Source organism: Kitasatospora sp. NBC_01300 (genome assembly GCF_041435235.1).
Lineage (GTDB): Bacteria > Actinomycetota > Actinomycetes > Streptomycetales > Streptomycetaceae > Kitasatospora.
On sequence record NZ_CP108408.1, the window covers coordinates 1,979,715 to 2,001,923 of the forward strand.

General features: G+C 72.8%; 19 protein-coding genes. 5 read left to right on the forward strand and 14 right to left on the reverse strand.

All coding sequences use genetic code 11. The features are described from left to right. Nucleotides 1-45: 45 nt before the first annotated feature. Nucleotides 46-816 carry an HAD hydrolase family protein gene (locus tag OG556_RS08850; RefSeq protein WP_371516644.1) on the reverse strand — a complete coding sequence of 257 codons (771 nt, stop codon included), beginning with the start codon at nt 814-816 and terminating at the stop codon, nt 46-48. 147 nt (nt 817-963) lie between these two features. On the opposite strand from OG556_RS08850, the gene OG556_RS08855 reads away from it, so the two are divergent. The 3 genes from OG556_RS08855 to OG556_RS08865 all read left to right on the forward strand — a co-directional run bounded on the left by OG556_RS08855 (nt 964) and on the right by OG556_RS08865 (nt 3,526). After that, nucleotides 964-1,491, forward strand: coding sequence for a GNAT family N-acetyltransferase (locus OG556_RS08855; RefSeq protein ID WP_371516645.1), 528 nt, complete (start codon nt 964-966; stop codon nt 1,489-1,491). Nucleotides 1,492-1,577: 86 nt separating this feature from the next. Next, nucleotides 1,578-2,813 (forward strand): sensor histidine kinase, encoded by a 1,236-nt coding sequence (locus tag OG556_RS08860; protein ID WP_371516646.1) that lies wholly within the window; start codon nt 1,578-1,580, stop codon nt 2,811-2,813. Next, nucleotides 2,810-3,526 (forward strand): response regulator, encoded by a 717-nt coding sequence (locus tag OG556_RS08865; RefSeq protein ID WP_371516647.1) that lies wholly within the window; start codon nt 2,810-2,812, stop codon nt 3,524-3,526. Before OG556_RS08860 ends, OG556_RS08865 begins: the two co-directional genes overlap by 4 nt. A 31-nt stretch (nt 3,527-3,557) precedes the next feature. Here the strand turns inward: OG556_RS08865 and OG556_RS08870 are convergent, their stop codons facing one another. Then, entirely contained in the window at nt 3,558-4,187 is a 630-nt protein-coding gene (locus OG556_RS08870; RefSeq protein WP_371516648.1) for a dienelactone hydrolase family protein, read from the reverse strand. A 140-nt stretch (nt 4,188-4,327) separates the two neighbouring features. Here OG556_RS08870 and OG556_RS08875 point away from each other — a divergent pair, with 140 nt between their 5' ends. Beyond that, entirely contained in the window at nt 4,328-6,019 is a 1,692-nt protein-coding gene (locus OG556_RS08875; protein ID WP_371522629.1) for an alkaline phosphatase, read from the forward strand. 73 nt (nt 6,020-6,092) lie between these two features. On the opposite strand, the gene OG556_RS08880 is transcribed toward OG556_RS08875, so the two are convergent. From OG556_RS08880 to OG556_RS08905, 6 genes are all read right to left on the reverse strand, one after another. Further along, on the reverse strand, nt 6,093-6,974 hold the full coding sequence (locus OG556_RS08880; protein ID WP_371516649.1) for an ABC transporter permease: 882 nt from the start codon (nt 6,972-6,974) through the stop codon (nt 6,093-6,095). A 32-nt stretch (nt 6,975-7,006) separates the two neighbouring features. Further along, nucleotides 7,007-9,826, reverse strand: coding sequence for an alpha/beta fold hydrolase (locus tag OG556_RS08885; protein ID WP_371516651.1), 2,820 nt, complete (start codon nt 9,824-9,826; stop codon nt 7,007-7,009). A gap of 156 nt (nt 9,827-9,982) precedes the next feature. After that, entirely contained in the window at nt 9,983-10,444 is a 462-nt protein-coding gene (locus tag OG556_RS08890) for a GNAT family N-acetyltransferase (protein ID WP_363618884.1), read from the reverse strand. A 1-nt stretch (nt 10,445) separates the two neighbouring features. Further along, complete coding sequence (locus OG556_RS08895; protein ID WP_371516652.1) at nt 10,446-11,384, reverse strand: RluA family pseudouridine synthase; 939 nt, start codon at nt 11,382-11,384, stop codon at nt 10,446-10,448. 60 nt (nt 11,385-11,444) lie between these two features. Continuing rightward, nucleotides 11,445-12,086 carry a signal peptidase II gene (gene lspA / locus OG556_RS08900; RefSeq protein WP_371522631.1) on the reverse strand — a complete coding sequence of 214 codons (642 nt, stop codon included), beginning with the start codon at nt 12,084-12,086 and terminating at the stop codon, nt 11,445-11,447. Nucleotides 12,087-12,256: 170 nt separating this feature from the next. Then, entirely contained in the window at nt 12,257-12,724 is a 468-nt protein-coding gene (locus OG556_RS08905; protein ID WP_244293330.1) for a TraR/DksA family transcriptional regulator, read from the reverse strand. 641 nt (nt 12,725-13,365) lie between these two features. On the opposite strand from OG556_RS08905, the gene ileS reads away from it, so the two are divergent. Continuing rightward, entirely contained in the window at nt 13,366-16,494 is a 3,129-nt protein-coding gene (gene ileS / locus OG556_RS08910; RefSeq protein WP_371516653.1) for an isoleucine--tRNA ligase, read from the forward strand. Nucleotides 16,495-16,676: 182 nt separating this feature from the next. On the opposite strand, the gene OG556_RS08915 is transcribed toward ileS, so the two are convergent. The 6 genes from OG556_RS08915 to ftsZ form a co-directional block, all read right to left on the reverse strand. Then, nucleotides 16,677-18,011, reverse strand: coding sequence for a DivIVA domain-containing protein (locus OG556_RS08915; RefSeq protein ID WP_371516654.1), 1,335 nt, complete (start codon nt 18,009-18,011; stop codon nt 16,677-16,679). 59 nt (nt 18,012-18,070) lie between these two features. Then, a complete protein-coding gene (locus tag OG556_RS08920; protein WP_063347232.1) occupies nt 18,071-18,352 on the reverse strand; it encodes a YggT family protein in 282 nt (93 codons plus the stop codon). 99 nt (nt 18,353-18,451) lie between these two features. Then, nucleotides 18,452-19,054: a cell division protein SepF gene (locus OG556_RS08925; RefSeq protein WP_031071810.1), complete on the reverse strand. Its 603-nt coding sequence runs from the start codon at nt 19,052-19,054 to the stop codon at nt 18,452-18,454. Between the two features lie 303 nt (nt 19,055-19,357). Next, on the reverse strand, nt 19,358-20,164 hold the full coding sequence (locus tag OG556_RS08930) for a YggS family pyridoxal phosphate-dependent enzyme (protein ID WP_371516655.1): 807 nt from the start codon (nt 20,162-20,164) through the stop codon (nt 19,358-19,360). Next, on the reverse strand, nt 20,164-20,895 hold the full coding sequence (pgeF, locus tag OG556_RS08935) for a peptidoglycan editing factor PgeF (RefSeq protein WP_371516656.1): 732 nt from the start codon (nt 20,893-20,895) through the stop codon (nt 20,164-20,166). Before pgeF ends, OG556_RS08930 begins: the two co-directional genes overlap by 1 nt. Next, nucleotides 20,892-22,106, reverse strand: a complete 1,215-nt coding sequence (gene ftsZ, locus OG556_RS08940; RefSeq protein ID WP_371516657.1) for a cell division protein FtsZ — start codon at nt 22,104-22,106, stop codon at nt 20,892-20,894. Before ftsZ ends, pgeF begins: the two co-directional genes overlap by 4 nt. Nucleotides 22,107-22,209 lie beyond the last annotated feature (103 nt).

A 22,209-nucleotide genomic window follows, 5' to 3' on the forward strand; every position in this document is an offset into this window, starting at 1 on the left:
CTCGATGCCCGGATCAGGCACCTGCGGTGGCCAGGCCCTGGCGCTCTACCGCTCCTCCGCCGCCCGCGCCAGCAGCGCGATCTCCGCCGCCACCGCCTCCGGCTCGGCCGCGACGCTGACATGGGCGACGCCGTCCAGCCCGGAGTGCGTGCCGACCCGCACCGCCCGCTCGGCGTTGCGCAGCAGGTCGAAGTCGTTGATGTCGTTGCCGAAGGCCGCGTACGCGCCGATGCCCATCGACGTCAGCGCCTCCCACTTCGTCGTCGAACCGGGCGCGAAGTCGATGATCGCCTCGTCGAGGTGGTGGTTCACCATCAGCCCGAGCCCCCGGCCGGCCTCGGCGAGTGCCGCCATGTCCGACGCCTCGACGACCAGGAACTTCACCACCTCGGGCAGCTCGGCCAGCTCCACCCGGCTCGCCAGGCCGCCCTGGTCGACGCGGCCCCGGATCGGGTGGTCCACCGGCCCGGTGTACGCGTAGTCCCAGGGCCCGTCCGCGAGGTAGCCCGCCTCGTGGCGCGCGACCGCCGCCATCAGCCCGCCCAGCACCGCCGGTTCGAACACGGCCCGGGCCCGCACCTGCCCGTCGACCGACACCAGGCTCCCGTTCCCGCCGATCAGCATCGCGGCCGGGAAGGCGCCGTCGAGCACCGGCAGCATGTCCCGCACCGGCCTGGCCGACGCGAAGACCACCCGGTACCCGGCCCGCTCGCACTCCCCGATCGCCGCCAGGATCCGACTGTCGATCGTCCGCCCGTCGAAACAGAGCGTGCCGTCGAGATCGAAAACCACCGTGCGGGTGCGAAGGTTGACCATTCCCGGATGATATCCGCCCGTTCGGAGCCCGCGATGTGATCCCCACGACGCCGCCCCGACACCCGTTCGACCGCGATCGCCACCGGTGCTCCGGCCTCCCGAAAACCGCTTGCCGGGCGGGCGGCGGCCCCCGTACCGTCGCCCGGCGTGACCCCGACCCTGCGTACCCGGCGCCTGCTGCTCGACCCGTACGTCCTCGCGGACGAAGAGGACTTCGTGGCGCTGTTCCAGAACCGGCAGGTGTCCCGGTGGATGGGCGACGGCCCGCAGTCCGAGGCCGAGGACCGGGCCCTGTTCGGCCGCATCTTCAGCCAGGTCTACGCCTCGAACCGGTTCGACGTCTGGGCCGTCCGGCAGGGCGGCCGCCTCGTCGGGCACGCCGAGATCAAGCCCACCACCGTGGTCGAGGGCTTCGAGATCGTCTACGCGCTGGCCCCGGAGGCGTGGGGCCGCGGCCTGGGCACCGAACTGGCGGCCGCGGTCGTCGACTACGGCTTCACCGCCCTGGGACTGACCGAGGTGCACGCGACGGTCGCCGACGCCAACCTCGCTTCGCTGGCGCTGCTGGGCAGGATCGGCTTCCGGCACGTCCGCGACATCGCGGAGGACGACGGCAGCACGACCCGCCTGCTCACCCGGGGCCGCGCCGATGCCGCCGGGGCCGCCTCGCCGTAGCTCTCCCACCCGAGCCGAAAGGCCGGACCGAACGCTCCCCCGATCGGGGGAGGCCCCCCATGAGCTGCGCCGCAATACTGGTGATCATGATCAGGGGAATCCGGCCGCTGCTGCGCGGCTCCACGTACTCGGGTGTGCTGTTCGCCTTCCTCGGCGCACTGGCGAGCCTGCCGCTGCTGCCGTTCGCGATGCTGCCGGCGATGGCCTGGCCGTCCGCCCCCTACCTCGCGCAGGCGGTGCTCACCCTGCTGGTCTGGGCGGCGCTGCTCGCCGTGGTCGGGCTGGCCCGCACCACCCGGCGGGTGCTGATCAGCGGTGCCCGCCGGCTGCTGAGGGTGCCGCTGCCGGATCCGGCGCCCGGCACCCTGGCGGCGGACCTCCCCGGCACCGACCGCTGGCGCACCCCGCTGTGGCTGCTGCTGCACGTGGCGCTGGGCTGGTTGGGGGGCCTGGTCAGCCTCGTCCTGCTCGGCGCGGCCGTGGCCCTGCCGGGCGGCTGGGTCTCCGGTGACGCCCGGCTGAGCTGGCCCGGCCGGTCGGTGCAGGTGACGGGCGCCTGGAGCTGGGTGGTGGCGGCGGCCTGCCTGCTGCTGGCGCCGGTGGTGTGCGCGGCGGTGGCGAGCGCCCTGCGCGCTCTGGCGCCGAAGCTGCTGGGGCCGTCGGCGGCCGAGCGGCTGGCGATGGCGGCGCACCGGGAGCGCCGGCTCGCCGAACGCAACCGGCTGGCCCACGAGTTGCACGACTCGATCGGGCACACCCTGACGGCGGCCACGATCCAGGCGGCGGTGGCGGGCGAGGTGCTCTCCGCCGACCCGGTGGCGGCTCGGGCCGCCATGCGCAGCATCGAGGAGTCGACCCGGGCCGCCCTGGAGGACCTGGACTACGTGCTGGGCGCGCTGCGCGAGGAGGAGTCGGGGGCGGCCCCGGCCCGCACCTTGGCCGACCTGCCGGAGCTGCTGGACCGGCTGCGGCACGCCGGCGCGGTGGTGGAGCCGGAGCTGTCCGGCGAGCTGGCGCAGGTGCAGGGGACGCTCTCCCGGGCGGCGTACCGGATCCTCCAGGAGGGGCTGACGAACGCGCTGCGGCACGGAGCCGGCGGCCCGATCGAGGTCCGGGTGGCGGCCGGGCCGGACACCCTGGAGCTCAGCGTCGTCAACCGGACCGGGACGGGCCCGCGCCAGGGCGCCTTCCCGACGTCCGGCCACGGCCTGCCGGGCCTGACCGAGCGGGTCCGGCTGCTGCACGGCGAGATCGAGGCCGGGCCGGACGGGCCCCGGGCCTGGCGGCTGGCCGTGCAGCTGCCCGTACGGTTGTCGGCATGACCGGCCCCGACCCCACCGACGCCACGCCCGACGACCGGAGCAACACCCCGGGCAACACCCCCGTCACCCTCCTGATCGCGGACGACGACGAGGTGACCCGCAGCGGCCTGCGCACCCTGCTCTCGGTGCAGCCGGGGATCACGGTGGTCGGCGAGGCGGCCGACGGCGTCGCCGCGGTCGAGCAGGCGCAGCAGCTTCGGCCGGACGTCGTCCTGATGGACGTACGGATGCCGCGCCGCAACGGGATCGAGGCCACCCGGCAACTGCTGGCCGAGTCGGCCGCGCCGCCGAAGGTCGTGGTGATCACCACCTTCGAGAACGACGGCTACGTCACCGCCGCGCTCAGCGCGGGGGCGAGCGGCTTCGTACTGAAGCGGCTTCCGGTGCGGCAGATCGCGGAGGCGGTGCGGGTGGCGGCGGCCGGGGAGGCGATCCTCTTCCCGGCGGCGCTGCGCCGGATGGTCTCCGCCCGCCCGCTGGACTCCGCCGAGGCGCTGCCCCGGGCGGCGTTGACGGTGCGGGAGGAGGAGGTGCTGCGGTCGATGGCCACGGGCCAGTCCAACCCGGAGATCGCGGAGTCGCTCAGGGTGAGCCTGGAGACGGTGAAGACGCACGTCGGGAACGTGCTGACCAAGCTCGGCGCGCAGAACCGGACCCACGCCGTGGTGATCGCGTACGAGTCCGGCCTGGTGGTGCCGGGGCTCGCCGGCTGACCGGCCGCCCCGACGCCCCCTCGCCTCCCGGTCAGGAATCCAGCTCGCCGAGGAAGTCCAGCGCGATGGCCCAGGCCCGCTCCGCCGCCTCGGTGTCGTAGTCGGCCAGCTCGGTGTCGGTGAACAGGTGCCCGGCGCCCCGGTAGCGGTGCACCTCGACGTCGGCCCCGGCCCGCCGCATCCCCAGGTACCAGGCGTTCAGCCAGTCCTCGGTCTCGAACGGGTCCGGCTCGGCGACGTGCAGCTGCACCGGGATCTCGGTGGCCGCGTCCTCGCGCAGGTCGGAGGTGCCGTGCAGGAGCAGCAGGCCGCGGGCCTTCTCGTCGGCGAGGGCGAGGTTCTGCGCGAGCGAGCCGCCGAGCGAGAAGCCCGCGTAGACCAGGCCGCCGTCCGACAGCGGAGCGGCGGCGGTGACGGCCCGGCGCAGCAGTTCCTCGCTGCCGCCGACCTCCTCCTGGTACGCCAGTCCGGCCTCGATGTCGTCGAAGGTCCGCCCGTCGTACAGGTCCGGGGTGTGCACGGTGTGCCCGGCGGCGCGCAGCCGGTCGGCGGCGGCGTGGATGGCGGGGCGCAGCCCGAGGGCGGAGTGGAAGAGGACGATCTGGGCCACGGTCGGGGTCCTTCGGCAGCTGAGGGCGGGTACTCCCCCATGATCCCGCATGTTCCGGCGACCCGACTTCCCCGGCCCGCCGGCCCCGGGCAACCACGCGCGCCCGCTTCACAACAGGTCGTCAGTTCACCTGATTTACCTACGCTTTACTAACGGGTAACCTTCCGGACGTGAACGATCTTGTCCATGACATGACCCCCGCCCACCCGCGCCGCCGCCAGGTCCTGAAGGCGGGCGCGCTGGCCGCCGCCCTCCCGATCGCCCTCCCCACCCCCGCCGAAGCCGCCGAGCCGGCCCAGGCCGCCCAGGCCGCACAGGCCGCACAGGGCCCCGAAGCCGCCCCCCGCTTCCTGCACGGCATAGCCTCCGGCGACCCCCTCCCCGACGGCGTCCTGCTCTGGACCAGGGTGACGCCCCGCCCCGAGGCCCTCCCCGGCTCGGGCCTCGGCCCCGACACCGAAGTCCGCTGGGAGCTGGCCGCCGACCAGGCCTTCACCCGCGTCGTCGCGAGCGGCACGGTGACCGCCACCGCCGCCGCCGACCACACCGTCAAGGCCGACGTCCGCGGCCTGACCCCGGACACCCCCTACTGGTACCGCTTCACCGCCACCACCACCGCCGGTACCGGCAACGCCGTCTCCCCCACCGGCCGCACCCGCACCACCCCCGCCACCGACGCCGCCCTCTCCCGGCTGCGGTTCGGCGTCGCCTCCTGCGCCAACTGGGAGGGCGGCTACTTCTCCGCCTACCGCCACCTCGCCGCCCGCGGCGACCTGGACGCCTTCCTCTTCCTCGGCGACTACATCTACGAGTACAGGACCGGCGAGTTCTGCGCCCGCGGCACGGTCGTGCGCCCGCACGCCCCCACCCACGAGATCCTCACCCTCGCCGACTACCGCACCAGGCACGGCCAGTACAAGACCGACGACGACCTCCAGGCCCTGCACGCCAAGCTCCCGACCATCGCGATCTGGGACGACCACGAGTTCGCCAACGACGCCTGGTCCGGCGGCGCCGAGAACCACACCCCGGGCACCGAGGGCGCCTGGGCCGACCGGATGGCCGCCGCCAAGCAGGCCTACTTCGAGTGGATGCCGGTCCGGCCCTCGATCGCCGGCACCACCTACCGCCGCCTGCGCTACGGCAAGCTCGCCGACCTGCACCTGATGGACCAGCGCTCGTTCCGCTCCCAGCAGGCGAAGACGGGCAGCGGCGCCGTCGACTCGGCCGACCGCACCCTCACCGGCCGCGCCCAACTGGACTGGCTCAAGGCCGGGTTGTCCGCCTCCGACACCACCTGGCGGCTGATCGGCAACGAGGTGATGATCTCCCCGGTCGCCTTCCTCTCGCTGCCCGACTACCTGCTGCGCCCGCTGGCCAAGCTGCTCGGCCTGCCCGGCGAGGGCGTGGCGGTCAACCCCGACCAGTGGGACGGCTACACCCACGACCGCCGCGAGCTGCTCGGCCACCTCAAGGCGAACGGCATCACCAACACCGTCTTCCTGACCGGCGACATCCACTCCGCCTGGGCCGCCGACGTCCCGAACGAGGCCGCCACCTACCCGCTGTCCGGCAGCGTCGCCACCGAGTTCGTGGTCACCTCGGTGACCTCCGACAACGTCGACGACCTGCTGAAGGTCGCCCCGCAGACCGTCTCACTGGCGGCCGCCACCGCGATCAGGACGGCCAACCCGCACGTCAAGTGGGTCGACCTGGACTCGCACGGCTACGGGGTCCTGGACATCACGCCCGAGCAGACCCAGATGGACTACTACGTCCTCTCCGACCGCACCCGCAAGGACGCGACCAGCAGCTGGACCCGCTCCTACCGCACCCGCACCGGCACCCAGCGGATCGAGCGCGCGAACGCCCCGATCGCCTGACCCCGCCCCGGGCCCCCCGGGCATCCGCCCCGGGCCCGCCGCACCCACGCGGCGGGCCCGCAGCACGACGGCCCTACGACACCACGTCCTTGCGCGCGAACCCCCGGAACGCCAGCGCGAGCAGCACCGCCGCGTACGACAGCGACAGCGAGACGCCCTGCACCATGCCGCCCCACTCCAACTGCGGCTGCAGGGCGTCCGCCCAGGCGTACTGCCAGTGCGCGGGCAGCCACTCCCGCAGGCCCCCCAGCGCCGTGACGGCGTCCAGCACCCCGGTGATGATCGACGCGAACACCGCCCCGCCGACGGCGCCCAGCGGCGCGTCCGTCGCCGTGGAGAGCCAGAACGCCAGCGCGGCGATCACGATCTCGGCGAGGAACACGTAGGCCGCCGCCACGGCCAGCCGGGGCAGCGCCTCCCCGGCCGAAAGGCTGGCCCCGGTGGGCAGCTTGAGGTCCCCCCAGCCGTACGCGGCGGTGCCGACCAGCAGCCCGATCAGCGGCAGCATCGCCACCGCCACCGCCGAGAACGCCAGCCCGACCGCGAACTTGCGGACCAGCAGCCGGGCCCGGGGCACCGGCGCGGCCAGCAGGTAGCGCAGCGAGGACCAGCTCGCCTCGGAGGCGACCGTGTCGCCGCAGAACAGCGCCACCGGGATGACCAGCAGGAAGCCGGTGCCCACGAACAGCATGGTGGCGGCGAAGTTGGGCCCGGAAGCGGTGGCCAGGTCGATGAAGGTGGTCCGGTCGGGGCGGCTCGGGGTGCCGCCGATCTGGAACGCGGCCAGCATCACGAACGGCAGGGCGGCCAGCACCGCGCCGATCACCAGGGTGCGGCGGCGCCGCAGTTGGCGCATCGCCTCCACCCGCAGCGGCAGCGTCCGGCCCGCCCGGTACCCCTCGGCGTGGTCCGCCGACACGACGCCGCTCACATCACCGCTCACGTCACTGCTCACGTCACTGCTCGCCCCACCGCTCACGCCGCTGCTCACGCCGTACCTCCGATCAACGACAGGAACGCGTCCTCCAGCCGCCGCTGCGGCCCGGCGCTCTCCACCGGCACGCCGAGGCGCACCAGTTCGGCCAGCAGTTCGTGCGCCGCCAGCCCGTCCAGGCGCACCAGCAGCCCGCCCTCGACGGCCTCCGCCGAACCGACCCCGGCCAGCCCGCCCACCTTCTCGACGACCGACCCGGGCTCGTACCCGGCGGGCACGCCGAGGAACAGCAGCTCGCCCGCGCCGACGATCTCGCCGACGGCGCCGGTGGTGATCAGCCGCCCGCGGTCCATCACCACCAGGTCCGTGCAGCTCTGCTCGACCTCGGCGAGCAGGTGGCTGGAGACGATGACGGTACGGCCGGCGGCGGCGTACCGGATCATCACCTCGCGCATCTCGCGGATCTGCGGCGGGTCGAGCCCGTTGGTCGGCTCGTCGAGGATCAGCAGGTCCGGCATCCCGAGCATGGCCTGCGCGATGGCGAGCCGCTGCCGCATGCCCTGCGAGTAGGTCCGCACCGCACGGTCGAGCGCCTCGCCGAGACCGGCGATGGCCAGCGCCTCGTCGAAGCGGGCGTCCTCCTCCGGCCGGCCGGTGGCCTGCCAGTACAGCCGCAGGTTGGCCCGGCCGGTGAGGTGCGGCAGGAAGCCCGCGCCCTCGACGAAGGCGCCGACCCGGGAGAGCACCGGTGCGCCGGGGCGCACCAGGTGGCCGAAGATCCGGATCTCGCCCGCGTCGGGCCGGATCAGGCCCATCAGCATCCGCAGCGTGGTGGTCTTGCCGGCGCCGTTGGGCCCGAGCAGGCCGAGCACCTGCCCCTGCTCCACCCGGAAGCCCAACTCCCGTACGGCGTAACGGTCCTGAACGCCCTTGTAGCGCTTGCTCAGGCCGGTGATCTGCAACGGCACCCCGGCCAGCGCCGGATCGTACGCCGGCCCGTCGCCCGCCCCCCGCCGACGGCGGCGCAGCAGCCGGGGCGACAGCACCAGGCCGAGCGCCACCACGACGGCCGCCAGCGGCAGCAGCCAGGTGCGCGCGGGCAGCGGCGTGGCCTCGGTGACGAGTCCGTCGTCGGTCGGCACGGTGAGCGCCCCGGCCGGCGCGACCCGGTAGGTGGCGGGCTCGACGGGCGAGGCGTACGCGAGGTCGGTGGCGGCCAGGACGAGCCGCAGCCGGTGCCCGGCGGCGAAGGTGTGGTCGACGGCGGGCAGCGCGACCGTGACGGTGCGGCCCGCGTCGGCGCCGGTGACCCGCAGCGGGGCGGCGAGCTGCTGCGGGAGCACGGACTTGCCGTCCGGGCCCACGTCGTACAGCTTGGCGAAGAGCACCGCGTCCGGCCGGTCGGCGTGCACCTGGACGGGCACGGTGGGCTGCCCGGTCAGGTGCAGCGGCTGGTAAAGCGGCGCGGAGTCGAAGGCGGCGTGCTGGCCGGGGAAGTCGAGCGACAGCCCGGCGCCCAGCGAGGCGGCCTGGCTGAGCGCGCCGATCCCGGGCAGCGTCGAGATCCCGGGCGGGGCGCCGCCGGGCGGGTTGGCGATGGTCTGCTCGCCGCCGGCCAGTTCGACGCCGTGGGAGCCGGTTCCGCCCAGGCCCGGGTAGCGGTCGGCGGAGGCGCCGCGCAGCACGGCCTGGAAGCCGGTGGAGTCGACGCCCCCGGTGCGGGTGACGCGGAACGCGGGGCCGGTGTCGTCGCCCCGCCCCTTCAGGTAGTGGTCGAACCAGGCGGTGACCCGGTCGTCGACCCGGGCGCTGGTGTCGGTGCCGCCGTCGTGCCCGCCGGCGAACCAGTCCACCGCGACGGGCGCGCCGTTGGCCGCGACGGCCCGGGCGATCCGGTCGCCCTGGTCGAGCGGGAACAGCGAGTCCTGCTGGCCCTGCACGACCAGAGTGGGCGCCTTGAGCTGCGCGGCCACCGAGGACGGGCTGGAGCGGTCCAGCAGCGCGACGGCCTCCGGGTCGGCGTGCCCGGCGGTGGCGACCCGGTCGTACATCTGGCAGAGCGACTCCAGGAACCGCCCGCAGCCGACCGGCCCGCCCGCGGCGTCGCCGCCCTGCCCCGACCCGCCCTGCCCCGGCGCGCCCTGCCCGGCCCCGCCGCCGCGCGGCGCGCCGCCGGAGGGCCCGAGGTCACCGGCCGCGCCGGTGGTGAAGAAGATCCCGGCCCAGAGCTTCTTGAACACGCCGTCGACGGCGCCCGAGCCCTGCACGCCCTGCGGGAACAGCGCGTCGGCCAGGTTCCACCAGGTGATCTGGGTGGCCACCGCGTCGATGCGGTGGTCGTACGCGGAGGCCAGCAGCGAGACGGCGCCGCCGTACGAGGCGCCGGTGATGCCGACCCGGGGGTCGCCGGGCCCGTCGAGCTGCACCTCGGGCCGCTGGGCCAGCCAGTCCACCAGGTGCTTGACGTCCTCGACCTCGCGGTCGGGCGCGTTGAGGCCGATCTTCCCGCCCGAGTGCCCGAAGCCGCGCGCCGACCAGGTCAGCACCGCGTAGCCCTGCCGGGCCAGCTGCTGGGCGCGCTCGCGCTCGCCGTCCTTGGAGCCGCCGAAGCCGTGCGCGAGCAGGACCGCCGGGCGCGGAGTGCTGCCGGTGGTGAAGAAGGAGGTGTCCACCTGGACCTGCTGGTCGCTGCCGGGGGTCTCCGGCATGGCGAGGAAACGGTCCTCCTGATGGACCGCCGGCTCACCGCCGGACGCCACCGTCGCCGTACCGACCCCGGCCACCACCACCAGGGCCACCGCACCGGCCACCACCCTGCGCCGCACCGTCGTACCCCGGCTGCGCCACCGGCGCCAAGCCCCACCGAACTCCATGGGGGCTGATCGTATCCGCCCCCCGGGTAGGCGTCCGATAAGGCCACCGCCGAAGCCGCCGCTTCCGCCCCGTTCACCCCGTTGCGCCCCGGTACGGCACGGGACGACGAAGATCCCCGCACCCCACCGGGGGTACGGGGATCCGCAGGAGGCGCCCTACAGCACCCGCGTCATCGTCCGGTGCGGTATCCCCGCGTCCTCGTACACCGGGCCCTCGGCCGCGTACCCCAGCCGCTCGTAGAACCCCAGCGCCCGCACCTGCGCGTGCAGCTCCACCTCGACGGCCCCGCGGTCGAGCCCGGCCGCCTCGATCGCCCGCACCAGCTGGGCCCCGAGCCCGGTCCCCCGGGCGGCCGACACCACCGCGAGGCGTCCGAGCAGCACCCGGCCCTCGACGCCCCCGGTGAGCTTCAGCGCCTGCTCCCCGAAGATCAGCCGTCCGGTCCCGAGCGCGGTCCCGTCCGCCGCCACGGCCAGCAGGTGCACCGAGGTCGCGTCGTACTCGTCGTACTCCAGCTCCTCCGGCACGTTCTGCTCGACGATGAACACCTCGCGCCGCACGTCCCGCACCAGCGCCAGGTCCGCGGCGCCCGCCGCGGTCCGGATGGCCGCCGTCATCTCAGCTCTCCGACGAGATGATGTCGAGCGCCTTGCGCAGGTCGGGCGAGTACTCGCTGGAGAACTCGACCCACTGCCCGTCCGCCGGGTGCTCGAAGCCGAGCGACACGGCGTGCAGCCACTGCCGGGTCAGCCCGAGCCGCTTGGCCAGCGTCGGGTCGGCGCCGTAGGTCAGGTCGCCCACGCAGGGGTGGCGCAGCGCGGACATGTGGACCCGGATCTGGTGGGTGCGCCCGGTCTCCAGCTTGATGTCGAGCAGCGAGGCCGAGCGGTAGGCCTCGATCAGGTCGTAGTGGGTGACGGACGGCTTGCCGTCCTTGGTCACGGCCCACTTCCAGTCCGAGCTGGGGTGCCGCCCGATCGGGGCGTCCACGGTGCCGCTCAGCGGGTCCGGGTGCCCCTGCACGAGGGCGTGGTAGCGCTTCTCGGTGATCCGGTCGTGGAACTGCCGCTTGAGGTCGGTGTACGCGCGCTCGGACTTGGCGACGACCATCAGCCCGGAGGTGCCGACGTCCAGCCGGTGCACGACGCCCTGGCGCTCGGCGGCGCCGGAGGTGGAGATCCGGTAGCCGGCCGCGGCGAGCCCGCCGATGACGGTGGTGCCGGTCCAGCCGGGGCTGGGGTGGGCGGCGACGCCGACCGGCTTGTCGACGAGCACGATGTCCTCGTCGTCGTGGATGATCCGCATGCCCTCGACCGGCTCGGCGATGATCCGCACGGGGGCGGCGGGGGCCGGGATCTCGACCTCCAGCCAGGAGCCTGCGGTCACCCGGTCCGACTTTCCGGCCACGGCGCCGTCGAGCGTCACCTTGCCCTCGGCGGCCAACTCGGCGGCCTTCGTCCGGGAGAAGCCGAACATCCGGGCGAGGGCGGCATCGAGGCGCTCGCCCTCCAGGCCGTCGGGTACGGGGAGGCTGCGGATCTGCGCTGCGGTACTCACCCGTACGAGTATGCCGGAACCGCGGCCCTCCGCCGCCCGCCCGACCGCCCGGGGCCCCTGCTACTCGCTCTTGCCGCCCTGCTGGTGGACGGTGCCGTCCGGGTTGCTGCCCCGGAAGGAGAGCAGCACCACGAGGATCCCGCCGCAGACGATCGCCGAGTCGGCGAGGTTGAAGACGGCGAAGTGCTGGACGGAGATGAAGTCGACGACGTGCCCGCGGAAGACGCCCGGCGAGCGGAACAGCCGGTCGGTGAGGTTGCCCAGGGCCCCGCCGAGCAGCAGCCCGAGCGCGATCGCCCAGGGCAGGCTGTACAGCCGGCGGGCGATCCGCCAGATCACCACGATGACGGCCGAGGCGATCATCGTGAAGACGACGGTCAGCGCCTGCCCCATGCCGAAGGCGGCACCGGAGTTGCGGATGACCTGGAAGGTGACGACGTCCCCGAGCACCTTGATCGCCGCGTGGTTCTCCAGCCGGGCCACGACCAGCAGCTTGCTGCCGAGGTCGATCAGGAAGGCGAGCAGCGCGATGACCATCAGCACGCCGACCCGCCGACGGCCCTTCGGCGCCTCCGCCGCGGCCGGGGCGGTCGCCTCGGCGGGCTCAGCAGGCTCCGCGGGCTCGGCCACGGCCACCTCCACGGCTTCGGCGGGGGTCGGGACGGCGTCGTCCCGCGTCTGGGGGGAACCTTGCGTACTGATGATCCGCTCCGCTGCCGGTGGAGCTCCCCCGGTTGGAGGTGGGGGAGAGGGTGGGCCCGTGGTCGCCGTACCGGACACCTCCGAACCGGAGGTGTCCCGAGGAATCAGGCGACGTTACGGGGTCGAGCGTACGGCAAGCCCGACCCCCTGCGCCGCCCCGGTCGGCCGCGTCAGCGGCGTTCCTGCTTGGCCTTGCACTGCACGCAGAGCGTGGCCCGGGGGAAGGCCTGCATCCGGGCCTTCCCGATGGCCTGCCCGCAGGACTCGCAGGTGCCGAAACCGACGCCCTCCAGCCTGGTCAGGGCCCGCTCGGTCTGGGCGAGGCTGTCCCGGGCGTTGTTGGCGAGCGCGAGCTCGCTCTCCCGCGAGATGTTCTTCGTACCGGCGTCCACCTGGTCGTCACCGGCTCCGTCGTTGGAGTCACGCATCAGGCCGGAGATGGCCGCCTCGGCGGCGTCGATCTCGTTCTGCAGCCGCTCCAGCTCGCTGATGAGCTCGGTGTGCAGCTCGTGGACCTCGTCGGTGGTCCACGGGTCCTCGCCGGGCCGGACCGGCAACGTGGCCGGGTCCACCGACTCGGCGCCGCGCGGCACGGTGACGGTGTCGGTGCTGCTCTTCTGCCGTGCGGTAGTGGTCACGGTCCCCTCCCCTGGATCGGCCGCCACGGCCTTGCGTGCCCGCTTGGTGGCGGTACCCGCGCCGGTTGCCTTCTCAGCCATGGCTTCGACCCCATCTACGAACGAATCGAGCCGCCGGTTCCCGGCGGCCTCCAGTGCCGGAACGATAATCCCGATCAAAACCGGTCACAACATGACATTCCGACGCCCCATGATGATCCCACCCAGGCAGCCGCCCCAGCCGCCACGCCCCGCGCGCTGACCAGACTTGTGCCCAGATCACCCCCGCCTAACCACCACCGCCGCCGGCCCCGGAGCGCCCCGGCCGTCCACCCCGGGGAAAAACGATTTGGACAAACCGACTCGCCCGGCCGATACACTGGCCCTGCAAGGCGCAGATGGGACGAGTACCGACGTACGCAGCCACCAGCGACCCGGGGATGGTGCGAGCCCGGGGGTGTGCACGACGGGAAGATCACCCCGGAGCCGCCGGAAGAACGGCCGCCCGCCACCGCGCGGGCCGGCCCACTAGACCCGGCAGCAAGCCCAAACAAGAGGGCCGCAGCAGCACCGCGGCCAAGGAGGGTGGTACCGCGGGGCGGCTCGCCGTCTCGTCCCTCCGTCGGATCCCGTTCACATCCGCCGGAGGTATGACGCCCGCGATGAGCACCTACAACTCCGTCCCCGCACAGGTGGACCTGCCCGCCCTCGAACACCGGATCCTGTCGTTCTGGCAGGACAACAAGATCTTCCAGCGCAGCCTGGAGCAGTCCGAGGGCCGCCCCGAGTGGGTCTTCTACGAGGGCCCGCCGACCGCCAACGGCATGCCCGGCGCGCACCACATCGAGGCCCGCGTCTTCAAGGACGTCTTCCCCCGCTTCCGGACGATGAAGGGCTACCACGTCGCCCGCAAGGCCGGCTGGGACTGCCACGGCCTCCCGGTCGAGCTCGCCGTCGAGAAGGAGCTGGGCTTCTCCGGCAAGCAGGACATCGAGGCGTACGGCATCGCCGAGTTCAACGCCAAGTGCCGCGAGTCGGTGACCCGCCACACCGACGCCTTCACCGAGCTGACCACCCGCATGGGGTACTGGGTCGACCTCGACGAGGCCTACCGGACGATGGACCCGTCGTACGTCCAGTCCGTCTGGTGGTCGCTCAAGCAGATCTTCGACAAGGGCCTGCTGGTCCAGGACCACCGGGTCGCCCCCTGGTGCCCGCGCTGCGGCACCGGCCTGTCCGACCACGAGCTGGCCCAGGGCTACGAGACCGTCGTCGACCCCTCGGTCTTCGTCCGCTTCCCGCTGACCAGCGGCCCGCTGGCCGGCCAGGCCGCGCTGCTGGTCTGGACCACCACCCCGTGGACCCTGGTCTCCAACACCGCCGCCGCCGTCCACCCGGAGGTCACCTACGTGGTGGCCACCGACGGCGAGGAGAAGCTGGTCGTCGCCGAGCCGCTGCTCGCCAAGGCCCTCGGCGAGGGCTGGGAGGCCACCGGCGAGTCCTTCACCGGCGCCGAGATGGAGCGCTGGGCCTACCGCCGCCCGTTCGACCTGGTCGAGATCGAGAACGCGCACTACGTCCTCAACGCCGACTACGTCACCACCGAGGACGGCACCGGCATCGTCCACCAGTCGCCCGCCTTCGGCGCGGACGACCTCGCGACCTGCCGCAGGTACGGCCTGCCGGTGGTCAACCCGGTGCTCGCCGACGGCACCTTCGCCCCCGAGGTCCCGCTGGTCGGCGGCCAGTTCTTCAAGAAGGCCGACGAGGCCCTGGTCGCGGACCTCAAGGAGCGCGGCCTGCTCTTCCGCCACCTCCCGTACGAGCACAGCTACCCGCACTGCTGGCGCTGCCACACCGCGCTGCTCTACTACGCGCAGCCGTCCTGGTACATCCGCACCACCGCGGTCAAGGACGCCCTGATCCGGGAGAACGAGGCCACCAACTGGTACCCGGAGAACGTCAAGCACGGCCGCTTCGGCGACTGGCTGAACAACAACATCGACTGGGCGCTCAGCCGTAACCGCTACTGGGGCACCCCGCTGCCGATCTGGCGCTGCGAGGAGGGCCACCTCACCTGCGTCGGCTCGCTGGCCGAGCTCTCCGAGCTCACCGGCACCGACCAGAGCGAGCTCGACCCGCACCGCCCGTACATCGACGACGTGACCTTCGCCTGCCGCGAGTGCGGCGGCGCCTCGACCCGGGTCCCCGAGGTCATCGACGCCTGGTACGACTCGGGCTCGATGCCCTTCGCCCAGTACGGCTACCCATACCAGAACAAGGAGCTGTTCGAGAAGCGCTACCCGGCGCAGTTCATCTCCGAGGCGATCGACCAGACCCGTGGCTGGTTCTACACGCTGATGGCGGTCGGCACCCTGGTGTTCGACAAGAACAGCTACGAGAACGTCGTCTGCCTGGGCCACATCCTGGCCGAGGACGGCCGCAAGATGTCCAAGCACCTGGGCAACATCCTGCAGCCGATCCCGCTGATGGACCAGCACGGCGCCGACGCCGTCCGCTGGTTCATGGCCGCCGGCGGCTCGCCCTGGTCGGCCCGCCGGGTCGGCCACGGCACCATCCAGGAGGTGGTCCGCAAGACCCTCCTCACCTACTGGAACACCGTCGCCTTCCAGGCCCTGTACGCCCGCACCGCCGGCTGGTCCCCCTCGGCGGCCGATCCGGCCCCGGCCGACCGCCCGCAGCTGGACCGCTGGGTGCTCTCCGAGCTGAACACCCTGGTCCGCGAGGTCGACGCCGCCTTCGAGGCGTACGACACCCAGCGCGCCGGCAAGCTGCTGTCCGGCTTCGTCGACGACCTGTCCAACTGGTACGTCCGCCGCGGCCGCCGCCGCTTCTGGCAGGGCGACGCGGCCGCGCTCGCCACCCTGCACGAGGCGCTGGAGACGGTCACCCGCCTGATGGCCCCGATGACCCCGTTCATCACCGAGCAGGTCTGGCAGGACCTGGTCGTCCCGGTCGCCGCGGACGCCCCGGCCTCGGTCCACCTGGCCACCTGGCCGCAGGCGGACGAGTCGCTGATCGACACCGACCTCTCCCGGCACATGGCGCTGGTCCGCCGCCTGGTGGAGCTCGGCCGGGCCACCCGCGCCGAGTCCGGCGTGAAGACCCGTCAGCCGCTGTCCCGCGCGCTGATCGCCGCCCAGGGCTGGGACGAGCTGCCCGCCGACCTGCGCGCGCAGATCGCCGAGGAGCTCAACGTCTCCACCCTGGAGTCGCTCGCCGAGGTCGGCGGCTCGCTCGTCGACACCAGCGCCAAGGCCAACTTCCGCGCCCTGGGCAAGCGGTTCGGCAAGGGCGTGCAGGACGTCGCCAAGGCGGTCGCCGCCACCGACGCCGCCCGCCTGGCCGCCGAACTGCGCGCCGACGGCGAGACCTCGGTCGAGCTGAACGGCGAGCCGGTCACCCTCTCCCCGGACGAGGTGATCATCACCGAGACCCCGCGCGAGGGCTGGGCCGTCGCCAACGAGTCCGGTGCCACCGTCGCCCTCGACCTGGCCATCACCCCGGAGCTCAGGCGGCTCGGCGTCGCCCGCGACGCCATCCGCCAGATCCAGGAGGCCCGCAAGAACTCCGGCCTCGACGTCGCCGACCGGATCGTCCTGCGCTGGCGGGCCACCACCGAGGAGACCGCCGAGGCCATCGCCGAGCACGGCCCCCTCGTCGCCGAGGAGGTCCTGGCCACCGACTTCGCCGCCGGCACGGCCGACTGGGACTCCGAGACCTTCGCCGACGAAGCCCTCGGCCTCGCCTTCCAGCTCCGCAAGGCCTGACCCGCTCCGAAGCCGCCGTCACCCCGCCCGGGGCGACGGCGGCTTCGCCGTACCCGCGCGCCCCCGGAGCGACGTCACCACCCCGCGCGCCCGTCCCCCGTCCCCATCCGTACACAGCAGAGCGCCCCCTGTCCGACCCGTGGGTTGAACAGGGGGCGCTCTCAAAAGGTCGCGCTACAACCTCAGTTGTCGCCGTCCTCGTCGATCAGGAAGCCCCGCATCGGCGCCGGAGCCTGCTGCATCGGCTGCGGAGGCTGCGGGCGGACGGCCGCCATCGGCTGCGTCATCCCGGCCGGCTGCATCTGCGGCGCGCCGGTGTTGCCACCGGACGCCTGGCCGCCGAAGCTCGGCGCCGGCGGGTTGCCGCCGAAGGAGCTCTGACCGCCGAACGACGGCGCGTTGCCGCCGAAGGCCGGCTGGTTGCCACCGAAGGCCGGGGCACCGCTCATCGCACCGGCACCGGCCGGAGCCATCGACGAGGCCGCCGGCGGCAGCGACGCGGTGGCGGGGATCCGCGGCGGGGCGAGCGAGTCGTCGGCCTGCGACTCCAGCTGGCGCAGCTGGGTCTCCAGGTACGACTTCAGGCGCGTCCGGTACTCGCGCTCGAACGCCCGCAGGTCCTCGACCTTGCGCTCCAGCGTGGCGCGCGCGGACTCCAGCGAGCCCATCGCGACGCGGTGCTTCTCCTGCGCGTCCCGCTCCAGGGCGTCGGCCTTGGCACGGGCGTCGCGCTCCAGACCCTCGGCGCGGCTGCGGGCCTCGCCGACGATCTTGTTGGCCTCGGAACGGGCCTCCGAGATCGCCTGGTCGGCGGTCTGCTGAGCGAGCGCCAGGACGCGGGCGGCACTGTCGCCACCGGGGCCCTGCTGCTGCATGGGGGCGCCGAGCGGGCCGCCCATCTGCTGCTGCTGCGGGCCGCCCATGGGGCCGCCCATCGGCTGCATCTGCTGCTGCTGGCCCATGCCCTGGCCCATCGGGTTGCCCATCTGCTGCGGACCACCGGGGCCGCCCATGGGCTGGAGCATCTGACCGCCCATCGGCTGCACCAGCTGCTGCTGGCCGCCCATGGTCTGGTTCATCTGCTGCTGCGGGCCGCCCATCTGCTGGGGGCCGGCGGGGAGCTGCGGGGCGCCGGAGGGCAGGCCGAGCGGCTGGTTGCCCATCTGCTGCTGCTGCGGGCCGCCCATCTGCTGCTGCTGCGGACCGCCGGGGCCCATCTGCTGCTGCGGGCCGGGGCCCTGCTGGCCGGGAACCGGCGGGCCGGATATGGCGGCCGGGACGGGAGCGCCGGAACGGGCGTCCTGCGGCGGCTCCTTCCGCATGTTCGCCTGGTTCTGCGCGGCGGCGCGAGTCGCGGCGGCCAGCTTGGCGCGCAGGTCCTCGTTCTCGCGAAGCAGGCGGGTCAGCTCTCCTTCGACCTCGTCGAGGAAGGCATCGACCTCGTCCTCGTCATAGCCTTCGCGCAGGCGGACGGTCGTGAACTGCTTGTTCCGAACGTCCTCGGGGGTCAATGGCATCTCTTCACCTCAACGTGATCGTCGGCACACCGGCATCCTGTCGCATCGCTCACCTACGACTAGGGCCGCACAAGCGAGATCAGGACATACACAATGATCATCAGTACGAAGAAGGACAGGTCGAGCGCCACGCCCCCGAAACGCAACGGCGGAATGAACCGCCGAAGAAGCTTGAGCGGCGGATCCGTGACAGTGTACGTGGCCTCCAGGACCAGGACCATGGCCTTGCCGGGCCGCCACGAACGCGCGAACTGGAAGACCCAGTCCATGACCAGTCGCACGAGCAGGAACACCAGGAAGACGGTCAGGGCGTAGTAGAGCACCGCCCACACGATGTCCATCGCGTTTCCCTCTCCCCGGTTCCGGGCCCTTGGGCCCGCCGCTCGTCACCTGTCGCTAATCCACTGTTGATCAGATCCACACGTAAAGTCGTGGCCGGGTCAGCTCTGGTTGAAGAACCCACCCTCGGCGATCCGAGCCTTGTCCTCCGCCGTGACATCGACGTTAGCAGGCGACAGCAGGAACACCTTCTGTGTCACGCGCTCGATACTGCCGTGCAGACCGAAGACGAGTCCAGCGGCGAAGTCTACGAGTCGCTTCGCGTCGGTGTCGTCCATCTCGGTCAGATTCATGATCACGGGGGTCCCGCCACGGAACTGTTCCCCGATGGTACGGGCCTCGTTGTAGGTCCGCGGGTGCAGCGTGGTGATGCGGTAGGGCTCTCGTTCGTTCACTACCTTGGGCATGATCACCGGGGCGCTCTTCTCCAGGTTGTGGCGGCGTTCGGGTGTGATGGACGACACTGGGGCCATCCTCGGGGTCTCCTGCCGGATCGGCACCGCGGCCGGGACCGGCTGCGGAGTGATCGAGGAGACCGGGGCGGGCGCGGCGGCCGGCCGGGGGATGTCCTCGGTCCGCTGTCCCGTTCGAATCGGCTCGGGGTCCGCGTCGTAGTCGTCGTCAGGGTCGTACCCCTGACCGTCGTACGTCTCGTCCTCCACGAGGCCGAGGTAGACCGCCATCTTGCGCATTGCGCCGGCCATGCTCCTGTCTCCTCCGCTCATAGCCACCTCGCTGGCGCTCGGTGGCGGCTTCGCGAGACGCGCACCTTCCGATGGTCGCTCGCTCTGCTCGCTCCGTGCGGACCGGCTCCGTCCCGGCGGCCAGGCCGTGCGGCCCTGCCTGCGGATTCCGCGGTCCACCCACGACGGCCCGTCAGGCCGACGGCCGGTCAGAGTTCTTGGGGTGGGGGCCGCGGAGCTGCGATCCACGGTTCGCTAGCGCTCCGAGGAGCTGCTAGATTCTGTCCTATTTTGTCCTGCAGTCTGATCTACTACCCGGTGACGTTACCTGAGGGGTGACCTCACTCCGAGTACCGCCGTTCCGACGCGCACATGTGTCGCCCCGGCGGCAATCGCCTGCTCAAGGTCACCGCTCATCCCTGCGGAGACCATGGTGGCAGCAGGATGGGTCGTGCGTACTGCGGTTGCGATTTCCGTCAGCCGCTCGAAGGCACGGAGCGGGTCCCCGGCGAGCGGACCGGCCAGCGGAGCGACGGTCATCACACCGTCCAGCCGCAGGCCGGGCGTGTCGGCGATCGCGTCCGTGAGTTCCGCGACATCCTCCGGGGCGACTCCGGCCCGGTGGGCCCCCTCGCCGTGCTCCTTGTCCAGGGCCACCTGCACCAGGCAACCCAGCTCCGGGCGCTCGGACTTGAGCACCGCCGCGGAGAGCGACCCGACCAGCCGCAGCCGGTCCACCGAGTGCACGTGGTTCGCGTACCGGACGACCGAGCGGACCTTGTTGGTCTGCAGCTGTCCGACGAAGTGCCAGTCAAGAGGAAGGTTTCTGCACTGCTCTGCCTTGGGTGCGGCGTCCTGGTCGCGGTTCTCCGCGACATCCGTCACACCCAGTCCGGCCAGCAGCGCGGTGTCCTCGGCGGGGTAGGTCTTGGTGACGACGACCAGGGTGACCTCGTCACGCGGCCGTCCGGCAGCCGCACAGGCGTCGGCGATCCGCCGCTCGACCACGTCGAGGTTGGTCCCCAGCTCGTCGTACCGGGCCCGCTGCCCCTCCGTCAGGGTCTCCAGCCAGCCCTGGTCGGGAAGGCCACCGCGACCACCCGGGAACGGTCCGTAGATGTCGTTCGTCATCAATGATCAGAGCCCAACCAGACGTAGCTCGCGAGCCGGCCGGTGCGCTGCTCGCGGCGATAGGAGTAGTGATCCGCGGATTCGAGGGTGCAGACCGGTGACCGCACCACCTCGGTGACCCCGGCGGCGGCCAGCTGGGCCGCGACCCCCTCGGACACGTCCAGCGCCGGCGTTCCCCAGGAGGTCTCGGCGAACGCGGCGGGCACCACCGCGGCGACCTCCGCCCGCAGGCCGGCCGGCACCTCGTAGCACCGGCCGCAGACCGACGGGCCGGTGGCCGCGGCGATCCGGCCGGGCTCGGCCCCCAGTTCGACCATCGCCCGCACGACCGCGGGCACCACCCCGGCGGCCAGCCCGGGCCGGCCCGCGTGGGCCGCGCCCACCACGCCCGCCACCGGGTCGGCCAGCAGCACCGGAGTGCAGTCCGCGGTCAGGACGGCGAGCGCGAGCGGCCGGTCGGTGACCACCGCGTCCACCGTGGGGGCCTCCCCCGGCGACTGGCGCTGCGTCACCACGGCGACCTGCGCGCCGTGCACCTGGTTCATCCAGACCACGTCGGCCGGGTCGAGCCCGAGCTCCCCGGCGGCGATCGCCCGGTTCTCCCGGACGGTCCCGGGGTCGTCCCCCACCGCCCCGCCGAGGTTGAGCTCCCCGTACGGCGAAGTGCTCACCCCGCCCCACCTGTCGGTGAAGGCGAAGTGAGCACCCGCGCGTACGGCGTGATCGATCACTTAAGGAAATCCGGGACGTCGAGCTCCTCCGCCGGGCTCTCGACGAACGGCTGCCGGACCGGCTGCACCTGCGGCGGCACCGGGGCGGTGGTCACGGTCTCGGTGGCGCGCGGCGCGGCGTGGGTCTCCCCCTCCGAACGCGACGTCACCGAGCCGATGCTCCCGTAGGACGGCCGGGTGGCCGGGCGCTCCGGGGCGGCCGGCGGCGTGGCCGCGGCGGCGGGGGTGGCCTTGACCACCGGGTCGCGGACGATCGCCGGCGGCTGCCCGCCGTCGAAGCCGGCCGCGATGACGGTGACCCGGACCTCGTCGCCGAGCGCGTCGTCGATGACCGCACCGAAGATGATGTTGGCCTCGGGGTGCGCGGCCTCGCTGACCAGCTGGGCCGACTCGTTGATCTCGAACAGACCGAGGTCGGAACCGCCCGAGATGGAGAGCAGCACGCCGCGGGCGCCGTCGATCGAGGCCTCCAGCAGCGGCGAGGAGATCGCCATCACGGCGGCCGCCTTGGCGCGGTCCTCGCCGCGGGCCGAGCCGATGCCCATGAGCGCCGAACCGGCCTCCGACATGACGGACTTGACGTCGGCGAAGTCGAGGTTGATCAGGCCGGGGGTGGTGATCAGGTCGGTGATGCCCTGGACACCGGAGAGCAGGACCTGGTCGGCCGAGCGGAACGCGTCGAGCACGCTGACCTGGCGGTCCGAAATGGACAGCAGCCGGTCGTTCGGGATCACGATGAGGGTGTCGACCTCTTCGCGCAGGCTCGCGATGCCGTCCTCGGCCTGGTTGGCGCGGCGGCGGCCCTCGAAGGTGAAGGGGCGGGTGACCACGCCGATGGTCAGGGCGCCGAGCGAACGGGCGATGTTGGCGACCACGGGCGCGCCGCCCGTGCCCGTGCCGCCGCCCTCACCCGCGGTGACGAAGACCATGTCGGCCCCCTTGAGGACCTCCTCGATCTCCTCGCGGTGGTCCTCGGCGGCCTTGCGGCCGACCTCGGGGTTGGCGCCGGCGCCGAGGCCCCGGGTGAGTTCACGGCCCACATCGAGCTTGACGTCGGCGTCGCTCATCAGGAGGGCCTGCGCATCGGTGTTGATCGCGATGAACTCGACGCCCTTGAGACCGACCTCGATCATCCGGTTGATGGCGTTGACACCACCGCCGCCGATTCCGACGACCTTGATGACTGCGAGGTAGTTCTGCGGTGCTGCCACGTCGAAGGCCTCTCGCCTCGAATTTCCGGGTCGGCCCGACCCGACGGGGGATCGTACCGACGGATGTCGATGGGTAGGGAGCCTGGTTTCTGACTGAATGTCC

Excerpts from the sequence above, each read along its gene's own strand:
- OG556_RS08850 (WP_371516644.1), bottom strand. The coding sequence starts at position 816 with ATGGTCAACCTTCGCACCCGCACGGTGGTTTTCGATCTCGACGGCACG.
- OG556_RS08860 (WP_371516646.1), top strand. The coding sequence starts at position 1,578 with ATGATCAGGGGAATCCGGCCGCTGCTGCGCGGCTCCACGTACTCGGGT.
- OG556_RS08865 (WP_371516647.1), top strand. The coding sequence starts at position 2,810 with ATGACCGGCCCCGACCCCACCGACGCCACGCCCGACGACCGGAGCAAC.
- OG556_RS08870 (WP_371516648.1), bottom strand. The coding sequence starts at position 4,187 with ATGCGGGATCATGGGGGAGTACCCGCCCTCAGCTGCCGAAGGACCCCG.
- OG556_RS08875 (WP_371522629.1), top strand. The coding sequence starts at position 4,328 with ATGACCCCCGCCCACCCGCGCCGCCGCCAGGTCCTGAAGGCGGGCGCG.
- OG556_RS08885 (WP_371516651.1), bottom strand. The coding sequence starts at position 9,826 with ATGGAGTTCGGTGGGGCTTGGCGCCGGTGGCGCAGCCGGGGTACGACG.
- OG556_RS08890 (WP_363618884.1), bottom strand. The coding sequence starts at position 10,444 with ATGACGGCGGCCATCCGGACCGCGGCGGGCGCCGCGGACCTGGCGCTG.
- ileS (WP_371516653.1), top strand. The coding sequence starts at position 13,366 with ATGAGCACCTACAACTCCGTCCCCGCACAGGTGGACCTGCCCGCCCTC.
- OG556_RS08915 (WP_371516654.1), bottom strand. The coding sequence starts at position 18,011 with ATGCCATTGACCCCCGAGGACGTTCGGAACAAGCAGTTCACGACCGTC.
- OG556_RS08920 (WP_063347232.1), bottom strand. The coding sequence starts at position 18,352 with ATGGACATCGTGTGGGCGGTGCTCTACTACGCCCTGACCGTCTTCCTG.
- OG556_RS08925 (WP_031071810.1), bottom strand. The coding sequence starts at position 19,054 with ATGGCCGGCGCAATGCGCAAGATGGCGGTCTACCTCGGCCTCGTGGAG.
- OG556_RS08930 (WP_371516655.1), bottom strand. The coding sequence starts at position 20,164 with ATGACGAACGACATCTACGGACCGTTCCCGGGTGGTCGCGGTGGCCTT.